The sequence below is a fragment of the Methylobacterium sp. 275MFSha3.1 genome, assembly GCF_900108435.1.
GTDB lineage: Bacteria > Pseudomonadota > Alphaproteobacteria > Rhizobiales > Beijerinckiaceae > Methylobacterium.
The window spans coordinates 1-12,281 of record NZ_FNWP01000006.1 but is presented as its reverse complement, the minus strand read 5'-3'; the positions used below and the strand labels follow the sequence as shown (position 1 = coordinate 12,281).

At 73.2% G+C, this 12,281-nt stretch carries 12 protein-coding genes; 8 read left to right on the top strand and 4 right to left on the bottom strand.

The features are described from left to right. Positions 1-2: 2 nt before the first annotated feature. Genes fhcD through BLW78_RS07990 form a run of 3 tightly spaced genes read right to left on the bottom strand, consistent with a single transcriptional unit; the run spans position 3 to position 3,688 of the window. Entirely contained in the window at positions 3-950 is a 948-nt protein-coding gene (gene fhcD, locus BLW78_RS08000; RefSeq protein WP_020091835.1) for a formylmethanofuran--tetrahydromethanopterin N-formyltransferase, read from the bottom strand. A 27-nt stretch (positions 951-977) separates the two neighbouring features. Next, the gene (locus BLW78_RS07995; protein WP_091678339.1) at positions 978-2,624 is read right to left on the bottom strand and encodes a formylmethanofuran dehydrogenase subunit A; all 1,647 of its coding nucleotides are present in this window, start codon (positions 2,622-2,624) and stop codon (positions 978-980) included. Next, a complete protein-coding gene (locus tag BLW78_RS07990) occupies positions 2,618-3,688 on the bottom strand; it encodes a molybdopterin-binding domain-containing protein (RefSeq protein WP_091678337.1) in 1,071 nt (356 codons plus the stop codon). Before BLW78_RS07990 ends, BLW78_RS07995 begins: the two co-directional genes overlap by 7 nt. A gap of 398 nt (positions 3,689-4,086) precedes the next feature. On the opposite strand from BLW78_RS07990, the gene BLW78_RS07985 reads away from it, so the two are divergent. The 8 genes from BLW78_RS07985 (at position 4,087) to BLW78_RS07950 (ending at position 11,395) form a co-directional block, all read left to right on the top strand. After that, a complete protein-coding gene (locus BLW78_RS07985) occupies positions 4,087-5,064 on the top strand; it encodes a beta-ribofuranosylaminobenzene 5'-phosphate synthase family protein (RefSeq protein WP_056521163.1) in 978 nt (325 codons plus the stop codon). 89 nt (positions 5,065-5,153) lie between these two features. After that, positions 5,154-6,047: an NAD(P)-dependent methylenetetrahydromethanopterin dehydrogenase gene (locus BLW78_RS07980; protein ID WP_056521160.1), complete on the top strand. Its 894-nt coding sequence runs from the start codon at positions 5,154-5,156 to the stop codon at positions 6,045-6,047. Between the two features lie 22 nt (positions 6,048-6,069). After that, a complete protein-coding gene (locus BLW78_RS07975; RefSeq protein ID WP_091678334.1) occupies positions 6,070-7,221 on the top strand; it encodes an ATP-grasp domain-containing protein in 1,152 nt (383 codons plus the stop codon). After that, positions 7,218-8,192 (top strand): methenyltetrahydromethanopterin cyclohydrolase, encoded by a 975-nt coding sequence (gene mch / locus BLW78_RS07970; protein ID WP_091678331.1) that lies wholly within the window; start codon positions 7,218-7,220, stop codon positions 8,190-8,192. The genes BLW78_RS07975 and mch overlap by 4 nt, the downstream gene beginning before the upstream one ends. 121 nt (positions 8,193-8,313) lie before the next feature. Continuing rightward, positions 8,314-9,222 (top strand): ATP-grasp domain-containing protein, encoded by a 909-nt coding sequence (locus BLW78_RS07965; RefSeq protein WP_020091842.1) that lies wholly within the window; start codon positions 8,314-8,316, stop codon positions 9,220-9,222. Beyond that, positions 9,219-10,058 (top strand): triphosphoribosyl-dephospho-CoA synthase, encoded by an 840-nt coding sequence (locus tag BLW78_RS07960; RefSeq protein ID WP_091678329.1) that lies wholly within the window; start codon positions 9,219-9,221, stop codon positions 10,056-10,058. Before BLW78_RS07965 ends, BLW78_RS07960 begins: the two co-directional genes overlap by 4 nt. Before the next feature lie 238 nt (positions 10,059-10,296). Then, positions 10,297-10,809 carry a 5,6,7,8-tetrahydromethanopterin hydro-lyase gene (gene fae, locus BLW78_RS07955; protein ID WP_012317540.1) on the top strand — a complete coding sequence of 171 codons (513 nt, stop codon included), beginning with the start codon at positions 10,297-10,299 and terminating at the stop codon, positions 10,807-10,809. 295 nt (positions 10,810-11,104) lie between these two features. Continuing rightward, positions 11,105-11,395: a hypothetical protein gene (locus BLW78_RS07950; RefSeq protein ID WP_244526843.1), complete on the top strand. Its 291-nt coding sequence runs from the start codon at positions 11,105-11,107 to the stop codon at positions 11,393-11,395. Between the two features lie 100 nt (positions 11,396-11,495). Here BLW78_RS07950 and groEL read toward each other — a convergent pair. Next, positions 11,496-12,281, bottom strand: a 786-nt coding sequence (gene groEL, locus BLW78_RS07945; RefSeq protein WP_139215661.1) for a chaperonin GroEL, incomplete at its 5' end; no start/stop codon positions are given.

Sequence of the window (12,281 nt, the reverse complement as noted above, 5' to 3'; positions counted from 1 at the left end):
GCTCAGCCCTCCGGCTTGGCGCTGTCGCGCGCGATCAGGTCGCGCAGGTGGTAGTGGTGGCGGCCGAGATTGCCGCCGTAATTGCCGGCCGTGACGGCGATCAGGCCGTGCTTGCCGCCGATCTCGGTGGCGGCGTGCAGGCCGGCGCGCATCGAGTCGGACACGCCCTGCGAGGTGAGGGCGTCGATCACGATCTCCAGCACCACGCCGCACTCGGCCGGAAGCGCCGAGCCGGCGCGGCCCTTCAGGGTCGGGCAGTAGGCATCGTTCGTCGAGGCCATCATGCCCTTGGTCCGGCCGCCGACCTTGGAGCCGGAGCGGACGATGCCGCCCGGGAACGGCAGGATCGCGCCCGGGACCGCCTTGGCGGCCTCGACGGCGATCTCGGCGACCTTGAGCGTCTCGGCGTGGTTCCGCCCGAGGAACAGCAGGTTGCCGCCGCCGACCGCGCCGTCGACGGCTCGGACCGAATCCTCGCAGAGGAACTCGCCGTCCATCACCGGAATGCGCCAGTAGCGCCGGGCCTTGCCGGTGGCGTCGGGCAGGCGCTTGGCCACCGCGAAGCCGTCGCCGAAATAGCGGATCGCGCCGCCGAGCTTGATCTTGGTCGGCCCGTCGACGCCCGCGTAGCAGGCGGTGCCCGGACAGGTGAGGATGCACTGGCCGACGCGCTTGATCAGCTGGTCCTTGAGGCCGTTCGGCTCGAAGCCGAACAGCAGGATGCGCACGCCCGGCCGCCCGTCCGGCGTCTCCTCGGGCGACAGCTCGGCGTCGATGCCGGCCTCGGCGCCGCAGCCGATCACCGAGGTGGCGAAGCCGGTCATCGTGGTCGCGGCGATCATCGCCCATTTGGCGGTGTCGTTCGTGACGATGATGGCCGTGCCGGCCACGTCGAACGCCTCCGCGAAGGTGTCGACGACCGGGATGCCGTTGAGGGTGAGGTCAGACATCGTACTTCCCGCGGCTCGCCCCGCTGATCACGCCCGGCATGGCACCGCCTCGAAGTTCTCCCGGCCCTCGCCGAAGGCCGCGTCGGGCACGGCGAAGCTGTCGAGGCCCTCGCCGAACCGCTCCGTGAGGTAGGTGTCGGCGCGCTTCGCCATGGCCTTGTCGGACTCGACGGTCAGCGACAGCGTGCGGCCGGCGCGCCACTCCACGACCTCGCCGTCCTCGACGATCGGCACGCCGTCCTTGAGGACGAGCTTGGCGGCGGTGAACATCGCGGTGCGGTTCGCGTCGTCGCGGTAGACCGCGACGTCGGCCCGGGCGCCGGCCCGCAGGTGGCCGCGGTCGGCGAGGCCGAGGAGCTTCGCCGGTCCGGACCGGGTCAGCTGCGCGATCTCCGAGAGCGTGTACTCGCGCTCCAGCCCGGGGAGGCTCGACCGCTCGCCGACCACGCTCGGCAGCGTCGCGATCTCGCGGTCGCGCTCCGACTTGTCCATCAGCAGGTGGATGATGCGGGGATACTGGGTGAACGGGCCGCCGTTCGGGTGGTCGGTGGTCAGGATCGTCCGCTCCGGGTCGGTGGAGAGCAGCATGATCTCCAGGCCGATCGCCCATTGCAGCGAGCTGGTCGGGCCCCGGGGCCGGTACAGGAACGGCACCACCCCGCCGCCCTCGGCGTCGCCCGCGTTGAGGACCCACTTCTTCGGCTTGGCGCCCTTCCGGCCGGCGAACTGGCGGAGGATGTCGAGGGACACCGTCACGGTCTGGCCGAACACGACCTGCCCGATATCGAGGGTGGCGTTCGGGTTGTCGGTGATCGCCTGCGCGATCCGCTCGGCGGCCGAGCGGAAGCCGCCGGTTCCGGGATTGGCCGGGTCGACCGCGCCGTAGGCGTAGAACTGCGCGTGGGCGAAGTGGATGCGCCGTCCCTCCGCCGCGTCCAGCGTCGCCATGAAGCTGTCGTCGGCCCCGGGCAGGCCGAGGTTGTTGCAGTGGACGTGCAGCGGATGCGGGACGCCGATCTCCTCGACCGCGTCGAGGAGCGAGCCCATGATCTGCCGGGTCGAGAGCCCGTAGCAGGGGATCTCGTCGTCGAGCGACAGGCGCAGGGCCCCGTCCTTGAAGGCCGAGGCGCCGCCGGCGTTGATGCACTTGACCCCGAGGCCGCGCGATTGGGCGACCGACAGCGCGACGAGGTCGCGCACGGCGTTGCCGCCCTGGCCCTCGCGCAGGAGCTGCAGGAGCTGGTCGTCGTTGCCCATCACGGTCAGTGCGCCGCGGTCGAGCAGCGGGATGTCGGCGAGCTCGAGCTGCGTGCCCAGCGCGTGGGTCGGCGGCATCGCCGGCTCGACGGCCGTGGTGTAGCCCATCCGCGCGTAGGTCGAGCCGATCCAGGCCGCCGCCCCGCCCGCGTGGGCGAAGGGATGGCCGTCGGGCGCCGCCTCGCTGACGTAGAGGTCGGGCAGGAGAAGCCGCGACGTGATCACGTTGCCGCCGGCGATGTGCGAGTGCACCTCGACGCCGCCCGCCATCACCACGCAGCCCGCGGCGTCGATCACGGCGTCGGGCTCGCGGCCCGGCGGATCGACGACGTGGCCGTCCTCGATCCAGACGTCGCCCACGGAATCGCGGGACGCGGTCGGATCGACGACGCGCCCGCCCCGGATCACGCTCAGCATGCGGGTTCACTCCTCGACGCGGCCGGGCCCGTGACCAGGCGCTCCTTCAGGGCGCCCAGCACCGACGCGGCCGACGGCAGATCCGACGGCGCCGAGGCCGGCCAGAAGGTCAGCGCGGCGCGCTGCTCGTTCCACAACACGCCGCCGTGGTCGCGGCCGGGCTGGCCGACCGCGATCACCACCTCGGCGGCCCCGGCCTCACCGTCCGCGACCAGCGCGACGGCGGGGACGCTCGACAACCAGTCCGGGCGCGACACCGGGACGGCGCCGAGCCAGAGAACGGCGTCGACCTCGCCGGCGGCGACCTGCCGGGTGGCGTCGAAGCGCCAGGGATCGTGCTCGGGCACGCGGCGCCCGAAGCCGCTGCGCGGCGCCTGCCCGGTGAGCCAGGCCGAGACCGGCACCACCGCCCGGTCCTGACCGGTGCCGCCGACCGCGAGGGTGAAGCAGCGCGTCGTCTCGCTGAGCTCCATGGCGAGGCCCTGGAGCATCTCGATGCCGACCTCGCCGAGTTCGGCGGCGTCGTAGAGGAGGATTCCGTACTGCGCGGCGGCGAGCTGCGCGGCGATCTGGCCGGGGAGATCATCGCCGGCGAGGTGGCCGCGGGCGTGGGCGCGCAGCACGCCGACCGCCTCGGTCAGCCCGCCCTCGGCCGGCCAGGACAGGGACGCGGTGGCGTTGGCACCGACGGCCAGCAGGGTGCGGTCCGACCCGGCGGCGCGACCGCGGCCGGGCTTGCCGTCGACGAGGCGCTTCAGGAGCGGCGCCTGCCAGGGGGCGGCGCCGACCACCAGCACCACGTCGGCGCGCCCGACGGCCTCGGCGGGCGTCGAGGTCAGCGCCCCGACCCGGCTCAGCGCCCCGAGGTCCGCGTAGGTGCCGGCCGCGCCGGCGGTGTCGACGGAGGCGCCGATGCGCCCCGCGAGATCGTAGGCCGCGCGGATCGCGGCCACGTCGGCGCTGAGGCCGGCGATCACCGGCGCGCGCGCTTTGGCGAGGAGGGATGCGGCCGCCTCGATGGCGGTGCCCGCGTCCGTCGCGCCACCCTTCACCCAGGCTGCCATGCTCCCTCTCGCAACGTTCTTGCTTGGTTTCGGAGCGGGCGACGGCCGTAAGACCGGACGAAGCGGGTGCCCCTCGAGCCCGAGGGTTCCCCACCGAATCGGAATGGCTCATCCGCCCGGCATGTCCGGGCAGGCGGCAAACTCGGCGCGCCGTCGCGGGCCTAGGTTTGCCTTCATCCGCGCACCGCGGCAAGGGGGTCCGGCGGCGATGCGCGTCGGGAAGTAAATCGCGGGTATCGGTTCACCGCCGCGCGCGCTCTCCGCGATCGATCAGTCCTGCGCCGTCGGCGGGCACGATCCGCGCGCGTCCACGTTGCCCGGTTCCGGGCCGCGTGTGACAAGCGCGCCGCGCAGGGGCCGGGCCTGCGGGATTCGAGACGGGATTCGAGGGAAGAGCGTTGGGCGAGGTCCCCGAACGGAACGAGGCGACGGCGGACGGTACCGTGCGGGTCGAGGCGCCGGCGCGGCTGCATTTCGGCTTCCTGGACCTGCATGGCGGACTCGGCCGGCGCTTCGGCAGCATCGGGCTGGCCATCGACGCGCCATCCCTGGCCCTGACCGCCCGCCGGGCCGCCCGGCCCACCGTCACTGGCCCGGAATCCGACCGGGTGCGCGGCTACGTCGAGGCCGCCGCCGCCCATCTCGGGCGCGGCGGGGACGTCGCCATCGATGTCGAGCGGGTGATCCCGGCCCATGCCGGGTTCGGCTCCGGCACGCAGCTCGCCCTCGCGGTGGCGGCCGCGATGGCGCGCCTCAACGGCGAACCCTTCGCGGCGGAGGCCTTCGCGGCGACCCTGGACCGGGGCAACCGGTCCGGCGTCGGCCTGTGCGCTTTCACCGAGGGCGGCCTGATCGTCGACGGCGGCCGCGGCGCGGATGGCGGGCCGCCGCCGGTGATCGCGCGCCTGCCCTATCCCGAGGCCTGGCGGATCGTCCTGATCCTCGATCCGAGCATGGCGGGCGTGCACGGGACGCGCGAGGTCGAGGCGTTCCGCGACCTGCCGCGCTTCCCCGAGGCCCAGGCTGCCGAGATCTGCCGGATCGCGCTGATGCAGGTGCTGCCCGCCGTCGCCCTGGCGGAGCCGCAGGGCTTCGGCGCGGGCATCACCCGGATCCAGACGCTGATCGGCGACCATTTCGCGCCCCATCAGGGCGGCCGCTACGCCAGCGCCGCGGTGGCGGAGGCGCTCGCCAGTGTCGCCGCGCGGGGCGTCGCTGGCTACGGCCAGTCCTCCTGGGGGCCGACCGGATTCGCGCTGGTCCCGTCCGAGGCGGAGGCCCGCGCCCTGGTGGCCGGCCTCGACCGGGGCGGCCCCCTCCGGTTCGTCATCGCCCGGGGCCGAAACGGTGGCGCTTCGGTAACCGGTCCGGCGTGAGCTGGCCGCCCCGGGCTTGACCCGGGGCGCCGCTCCGGGTTTGGACGGAGGGAAGGCGCCTCTCTTCTCGCGCGCCGCACGAGGATTCCATGGCCCGCTCGATCCTCCACATGCTGACGCCGCTCCGGCACATGAGCCCGTTCGACGTGAACATGGCCGTGGATGCCGGCTTCGAGACGGTGGTGACCTACGCGGAGGTCAGCCTCGCCGACGTCGTCACCCTGACGCAGGATTCGATCTTCTCGCGGTCGCCGGCCGACGGGACGCGGACGGGCATCTTCATCGGCGGCAAGAACGCCGAGGACGCCCTCGACATGGTCGACCGCGCCAAGAAGGCCTTCGTGCCGCCCTTCGTGAACCACGTGTTCGCCGACCCGGCGGGCTCGTTCACCACCGGCGCCGCCATGGTGGCGCAGGTCTCCCGCGCCCTGCGGCAGAAGTTCAACACCGACCTCAAGGGCAAGCGCATCGTGATCTTCGGCGGCGCGGGCGTCGTCGCCTACGTGGCCGCGGTGATCGGCGCCCTGCAGGGCGCGACCACAGTCCTGGTCGGCCACGACGGCGAGGAGCGCGTCTCGAAGATCGCCTTCACGATGAAGTGGCGCTTCGGCATCGAGGTCGGCGCCGTCGACGGCACGACGCCCGACGACCGGCGCGCGGCCATCCGCGACGCCGACGTCATCCTCTCGGCCGGCCCGGCGGGCATCCCGATCCTCACCGCGGAGGATCTGAAATCCGCGCCGAAGCTGCTCGTGGCGTCCGACGTCAACGCCGTGCCGCCCGCCGGCATCGCGGGGATCGACGTCAACGCGGTGGACGTCGCGCTGCCCACCGGCAAGGGGGTCGGCATCGGCGCTCTGGCCGTCGGCGACGTGAAGTACAAGACGCAGCGGCGCCTGTTCGACCGGATGCTCGCCTCCGACACGCCGCTGTGCCTCGACTTCCGCGACGCCTACGAGCTCGCCGTGGAGATCGCCGGCTAGGCCGCTCCCGGACCGGATGCCGATGGCGGACGCGGTCCTGATCGCCGCGCAGGCCGGGCGCGCCCTGGCCGAGGCGGCGCGGCGCGCGGGGCTTCGGCCCTACGTCGCCGACCTGTTCGGCGATTCTGACACCCGCGCGCTGGCCGAGGCCTACCGGCAACTGCCGGGCCGCTTCGGCACCGGCCCCGCCGCCGACGCCACCCTGGCGGCGCTCGACGACCTCGCGGCGCTGGCCGAGACCCCGGTCGGCCTGATCCTGGGCAGCGGCTTCGAGGACGCCCCCGACCTGATCGCGCGCCTCTCCGCGCGGCACCGGCTCATCGGCGCCTCGGCCGGGACCGTCGCCGCCCTGAAGGATCCCGTGGCCTTCGCGGCCCTGTGCGCGCGCCTCGGCGTGCCGCATCCGGCCGTGGCGGCCGCGCCGCCGGCGGACCCCGCGGGCTGGCTGGTCAAGCGGATCGGGGGTTCCGGCGGCAGCCACATCCGGCCGGCCACCCGGTCGCCCGCGCCGGCGGGCCACTATCTCCAGGCGCGCGTGCCGGGGCAGCCCCACGCTCTGAACGTCCTCGCCGACGGCCGAACGATCCGTGTCCTCGCGGTCACCGAGCAATGGTGCGCACCGTCGCCGATCCGCCCGTTCCGCTACGCGGGGGCCCTGGCCCGCGGCGCCGGCGAAGCCCCGGCGCTCCCCGCCCACGTCGTGGAGGCCGTCGCCGCCGGGACCGAGCGGATCGTCGCCGCGACCGGCCTGCGCGGCCTCGCCAGCGCCGACCTGCTGGTCGACGGGACCGACTGGTGGCTCACCGAGATCAACCCGAGGCCCGGCGCGACGCTCGACATCCTCGACCAGCGCTCGACGCCGCTCCTCGCCGCTCACATCGCCGCCTGCCTCGGCACGATGCCAGATACCGGACCGCATCCGGCGGGTGCGGCGGCCGCGCAGATCTGTTACGCGGACCGTGAGCTTGCGCCTGTGCCGGACCTCGACTGGCCGGACTGCGTGCGCGACCGCCCGTGCCCCGGCTCGGTGGTCCGCCGTGACGCGCCGCTCTGCACGGTACTGGCCGAAGGCGCGGACCGGGCGGAGGTGCTCGCCCTGTTGGAAACGCGGACGGCACACCTGCGGGCCGTCTGCGCGGCGAAGAAAACTCACCCCGAGGAAGCCCCGTCATGAGTGCCAGCCCGTCCTATCCCAGCATCAACGCGCTCTCAGGCCCCCTGGTCGAGCGGCTCGTCGCCGACGCCGCAACGCTGCGGCTCGCCGTGTCACAGGCCGCCGGCGGCGCCCGCATGGTCGATGCCGGCGCGCAGGCGCGGGGCTCGATCGAGGCCGGGCGGCGCATCGCCGAGATCTGCCTCGGCGGCCTCGGCACCGTCACGATCGCGCCGAGCGGGCCGATCGCGTCCTGGCCGTACTCGGTGACGGTCCATTCCGCCGACCCGGTGCTCGCCTGCCTCGGCAGCCAGTACGCGGGCTGGAGCCTCGCGGACGAGACCGGGGATTCGGGCTTCTTCGCCCTCGGCTCGGGCCCGGGCCGCGCGGTGGCGGCCGTCGAGGAGCTGTACCAGGAACTCGGCTTCCGCGATTCCGCCACCAAGACCGCCCTCGTGCTGGAAGCGGCCGGCGGCCCGCCCGAGAGCGTCGTCGCCAAGGTCGCGGAGGCCTCCGGCCTCAAGCCCGAGGATCTGACCTTCATCTTCGCGCCGACCCAGAGCCTCGCCGGCTCCACGCAGGTCGTGGCCCGCGTCTTGGAAGTCGCCCTCCACAAGGCCCACACGGTCGGCTTCGACCTGCACGCCATCGTGGACGGGATCGGCTCGGCGCCGCTGTCGCCGCCGCACCCGGACTTCATCAAGGCGATGGGCCGCACCAACGACGCGATCATCTACGGCGGTCGGGTCCAGCTCTTCGTGGACGCCGACGATGCCGACGCCAAGCAGCTCGCCGAGCAATTGCCCTCGACGACCTCGAGCGACCACGGCGCGCCCTTCGCCGACATCTTCGCGCGGGTGAACGGCGACTTCTACAAGATCGACGGCGCCCTGTTCTCGCCGGCCGAGGCGATCGTCACGTCGGTGCGCTCCGGCGCCACCTACCGCGGCGGCCGCCTGGAGCCGACGCTGGTCGACGCGTCCTTCGCCTGAGGGCACGCGGGGCACCCCTCCCGCGCGGCGGGGACCCTAGTCCGATCCACCGAGCGACAGAACCTCGGGCCGCCCCGGAGGCGGGCGGCCCCGTGACGATCAGGACCCCATCAGGACCCCCATGCGCATCGGGCTCGCGGCCGATAACGGCACTTGGCACAAGAACCGCCTGCTCGCGGCCCTGCGCGCGAGCGGCGTGGAGCCGGTGCTGTTCTCCCTCGCCGACGTGGCCGTGGTCACGGGCGGCGGCGAGCCGCTGCGCGTGCCGGGCTTCGCCGACGCGCTGCCGGACGGCGTGCTGATGCGGACCATCGCGGGCGGCACCTTCGAGGCGACGACGATGCGGCTGGGCGTTCTGCACGCCCTGGTCGCCGCGGGGGTCACCGTCTGGAACGCGCCGACCGCGATCGAGCGCTCGGTCGACAAGGCGGCGACCTCGCTGCTGATCGACCGGGCCGGCCTGCCGACCCCGGCGACCTGGGTGTTCTCGAAGCGCGAGGCGGCCGCGGCCCTGGTCGCCGCCGAGGCGCGTCCGGGCGCGCCGCTGGTCCTGAAGCCACTGTTCGGCTCGCAGGGGGAGGGGCTCGCCCTGATCGAGCGCCCGGAGGACCTGCCCGACGAGGAGGCGGTGGCCCGGGTCTACTACCTCCAGCGCTACGTGCCGCGCCGGGACGGCCTGTGGCGCGACTACCGGGTGTTCGTCTGCGACGGACGGGCGATCGCCGGCATGATCCGCGAGGGCGACGGCTGGATCACCAACGTCCACAGGGGCGGCCGGCCGCTGCCCTGGGCGATGCCGCGCGCCGCCGCCGAGCTGGCCGAGGCGGCGGCCGCCGCGGTCGGCGTCGACTATTCCGGCGTCGACCTCGTCGAGGACGGGGAGGGCGGGTTCTCGGTCCTCGAGGTCAATTCCATGCCGGCCTGGTCGGGGCTCCAGACCGTCTGCGAGGCCGACATCGCGGCCGCGGTGGTGCGGGGCTTCCTCGCCGCGGCCCGCGGCGCCAGCCGCCCCCGGCTCGTGGTGGCATGAGCGGGACCGGCCTCGACGCGACGCTGATCGGCACGCTCTACCGGGCGGCCTGCCTCGCGGAGCTCGACGCCCTCAAGCCCGGCAACGTCCACGCCTACGCGCCCGGCCACCGCATGGTGCTGGCGGATTTCGTCACCAGCGCCGACGTCTCGGCCCCGCCCCTGGCCCGGGCGGGCGCGGGCGTCGGGGCGCGGGTCCGCGACGGCGTCGCCGCCACCGTGGCGGCGGTGGGCCAGAACACCAATCTCGGCATCCTGCTGCTCTGCGCGCCGCTCGCGGTCGCGGCCGAGGGGGATCGGACCGTCGCTGCGGTGCTCGACACGCTGGACGGCGCGGATTCGGAGGCCGTCTTCGCGGGCATCCGCCGCGCTAATCCGGGCGGCCTCGGCGAGGCCGCCCGGCACGACGTCGCCGAGGCGGCGCCCGGCGCCCTGCGCGACGCCATGGCGGAGGCCGCCGACCGGGACCGGATCGCCCGCGCCTACGTCACGGGTTTCGCGGACGTGCCGGCGATCGGGCTCGCGGCCCTGCGCGAAGCCCGCGCCGCCGGGCTCGACCCGACCTGGTGCACGACCGCGATCCACCTCGCCTTCCTGCGCGCCGTCCCGGACAGCCACGTCGCGCGCAAGCACGGCGCGGCCGCGGCCGAGGGCGTCCGCCGGGAAGTCGAGGCGGCACTCGCCGGGATCGATCTCGCCGCGCGGCCGGTCGACGCGCTCCTGGCCCTCGACGCGTCGCTGAAGGCGCGGTCGATCAATCCCGGCACGAGCGCGGATTTCACCGTCGCGACGCTGTTCTGGGACGCGCTCGCGGGCGCCGGCGCCCGGCTGGCCTGAGCCGCGTGCACGATCCGGTGTCCATAGCGCCGGGCGGATGGAAATTCCTTCGTGTCAGGGCCTTGCGCGGGTTGTGAGCCGCAGGGGCCCGCTGTAGGGTCCGCCGCGCTGTCCGGCCCAACCGGCTCGGCCCAACCGGCTCGGCCGGCATGGTCGGGCGCCGATAACAAGGATGGCTTCCCGGCCGCGGCACCGCCCGGCGCGCGGCTCTATTTCGGAATCCAGGGAGAGACACCGAATGGCGAAGATCACCAAGGTTCAGGTCGGCGAAGCGCTCGTCGGCGACGGCAACGAGGTCGCCCACATCGACCTCATCATCGGACCGCGCGGTTCGCCGGCCGAGACGGCTTTCTGCAACGGCCTCGTGAACAACAAGCACGGCTTCACCAGCCTGCTCGCGGTCATCGCGCCGAACCTGCCGTGCAAGCCGAACACCCTGATGTTCAACAAGGTCACCATCAACGACGCCCGTCAGGCCGTCCAGATGTTCGGCCCGGCCCAGCACGGCGTTGCCAAGGCCGTGCAGGACGCGGTGGCCGAGGGCATCATCCCGGCGGACGAGGCCGACGACCTGTACATCCTGGTCGGCGTGTTCATCCACTGGGAGGCGGCCGACGACGCCAAGATCCAGAAGTACAACTACGAGGCCACCAAGCTGTCGATCCAGCGCGCCGTGAACGGCGAGCCGAAGGCCTCGACGGTCACCGAGCAGCGCAACTCGGCGCAGCACCCCTTCGCCGCCAACGCTTAGATCGGGGACGGTCCTGGGCAGAGCGAGCCTCCGCCCGCACCGCGGGGCCTGCTCCAGCGACTGGCTTCGATCTTCCTTGGCCGATAATTAGGCCCCTGAACGGGACGGCGCGAGCCGTCCCGTTTTTTGTTGATCGCCCACCGCCCGGACCGCCGCGCCACATCGCGGCCGGGCGAGGCGCCGACGTACGGGTGACGCGGCGTCGAAGCTCCGCGGTCGCCGGTGGAGAACGGGATCGGCGCGCGCGAAAACTCTATCGTCCCGGCCGCACCGGGCAGAGCCGCGAGGTGAGGTCATGCCTGCATCGGACGAAGTGTCCGCAACCCTGCGCGATGACTGGTTTCACGGCGGCCACTTGGTCCTCGCCGCGAATCCCGACACGTCCGACCACGCGGCGATCCATGCCTGGATCCTCAACTTCATGCAGACAGGCGCGGACGATCCCGATCAGGACAGCATCCGATCCCTGATCTACCACAGCCTGAACTTCGATATCCCGTTCCAGGCGACGGAGCGCGTCCGGCAATCCTTGATCGCCACCGTGCGGGCGCGTCTCGCGGCCGAAGTGTCGCGTCGCGGCCTCTGACCAGCCAGCGCCCCGCGGGCCACCGCGGCAGGCCGGCGCCAAGAGAAAAGGGGCCGCCTCGCGGCGACCCCCTTCCTTCGTCTCAGCGGATGGCTCGGACTTAGAAGTCCATGCCGCCCATGCCGCCGCCCGGCATGGCCGGAGCGGGGCTGTCCTTCTTCGGCGCGTCGGCGACCATCGCCTCGGTGGTCACCAGCAGACCGGCGACCGAGGCCGCGTCCTGCAGGGCGGTGCGCACCACCTTGGCCGGGTCGACGATGCCGGCCTGGATCATGTCGACGTACTCTTCGGTCTGGGCGTTGAAGCCGAAGGTCTCCGAGGAGGTGTTGTCGGTGATCTTGCCGACCACGATCGAGCCTTCCACGCCCGCGTTCTGGGCGATCTGGCGGAGCGGGGCCTCGAGCGCCTTCAGGACGATCTTGATGCCGGCCTGCACGTCCGGGATCTCGGACTTCAGCTCGGCGACCGCCTTCTTGGCGCGCAGCAGCGCGGTGCCGCCGCCCGGGACGATGCCTTCCTCGACCGCCGCGCGGGTGGCGTTGAGGGCGTCGTCGACGCGGTCCTTCTTCTCCTTCACCTCGACCTCGGTCGCGCCGCCGACGCGGATCACCGCGACGCCGCCCGCGAGCTTGGCCAGGCGCTCCTGGAGCTTCTCACGGTCGTAGTCCGAGGTGGTCTCCTCGATCTGCGCCTTGATCTGCGAGATGCGGCCCTCGATGTCGGACTTCTCGCCGACGCCGTCGATGATCGTGGTGTTCTCCTTCTCGATGCGCACGCGCTTGGCGCGGCCGAGCATGGGGAGCGTCACGTTCTCGAGCTTGATGCCGAGGTCCTCGGCGATCATCTGGCCCTTGGTCAGGATCGCGATGTCCTCGAGCATCGCCTT

What these genes read in the sequence shown, in the direction of transcription:
- fhcD (WP_020091835.1), bottom strand. Translation starts at nt 950, where the DNA reads ATGTCTGACCTCACCCTCAACGGCATCCCGGTCGTCGACACCTTCGCG.
- BLW78_RS07995 (WP_091678339.1), bottom strand. Translation starts at nt 2,624, where the DNA reads ATGCTGAGCGTGATCCGGGGCGGGCGCGTCGTCGATCCGACCGCGTCC.
- BLW78_RS07990 (WP_091678337.1), bottom strand. Translation starts at nt 3,688, where the DNA reads ATGGCAGCCTGGGTGAAGGGTGGCGCGACGGACGCGGGCACCGCCATC.
- BLW78_RS07980 (WP_056521160.1), top strand. Translation starts at nt 5,154, where the DNA reads ATGGCCCGCTCGATCCTCCACATGCTGACGCCGCTCCGGCACATGAGC.
- BLW78_RS07975 (WP_091678334.1), top strand. Translation starts at nt 6,070, where the DNA reads ATGGCGGACGCGGTCCTGATCGCCGCGCAGGCCGGGCGCGCCCTGGCC.
- mch (WP_091678331.1), top strand. Translation starts at nt 7,218, where the DNA reads ATGAGTGCCAGCCCGTCCTATCCCAGCATCAACGCGCTCTCAGGCCCC.
- BLW78_RS07965 (WP_020091842.1), top strand. Translation starts at nt 8,314, where the DNA reads ATGCGCATCGGGCTCGCGGCCGATAACGGCACTTGGCACAAGAACCGC.
- BLW78_RS07960 (WP_091678329.1), top strand. Translation starts at nt 9,219, where the DNA reads ATGAGCGGGACCGGCCTCGACGCGACGCTGATCGGCACGCTCTACCGG.
- fae (WP_012317540.1), top strand. Translation starts at nt 10,297, where the DNA reads ATGGCGAAGATCACCAAGGTTCAGGTCGGCGAAGCGCTCGTCGGCGAC.
- BLW78_RS07950 (WP_244526843.1), top strand. Translation starts at nt 11,105, where the DNA reads ATGCCTGCATCGGACGAAGTGTCCGCAACCCTGCGCGATGACTGGTTT.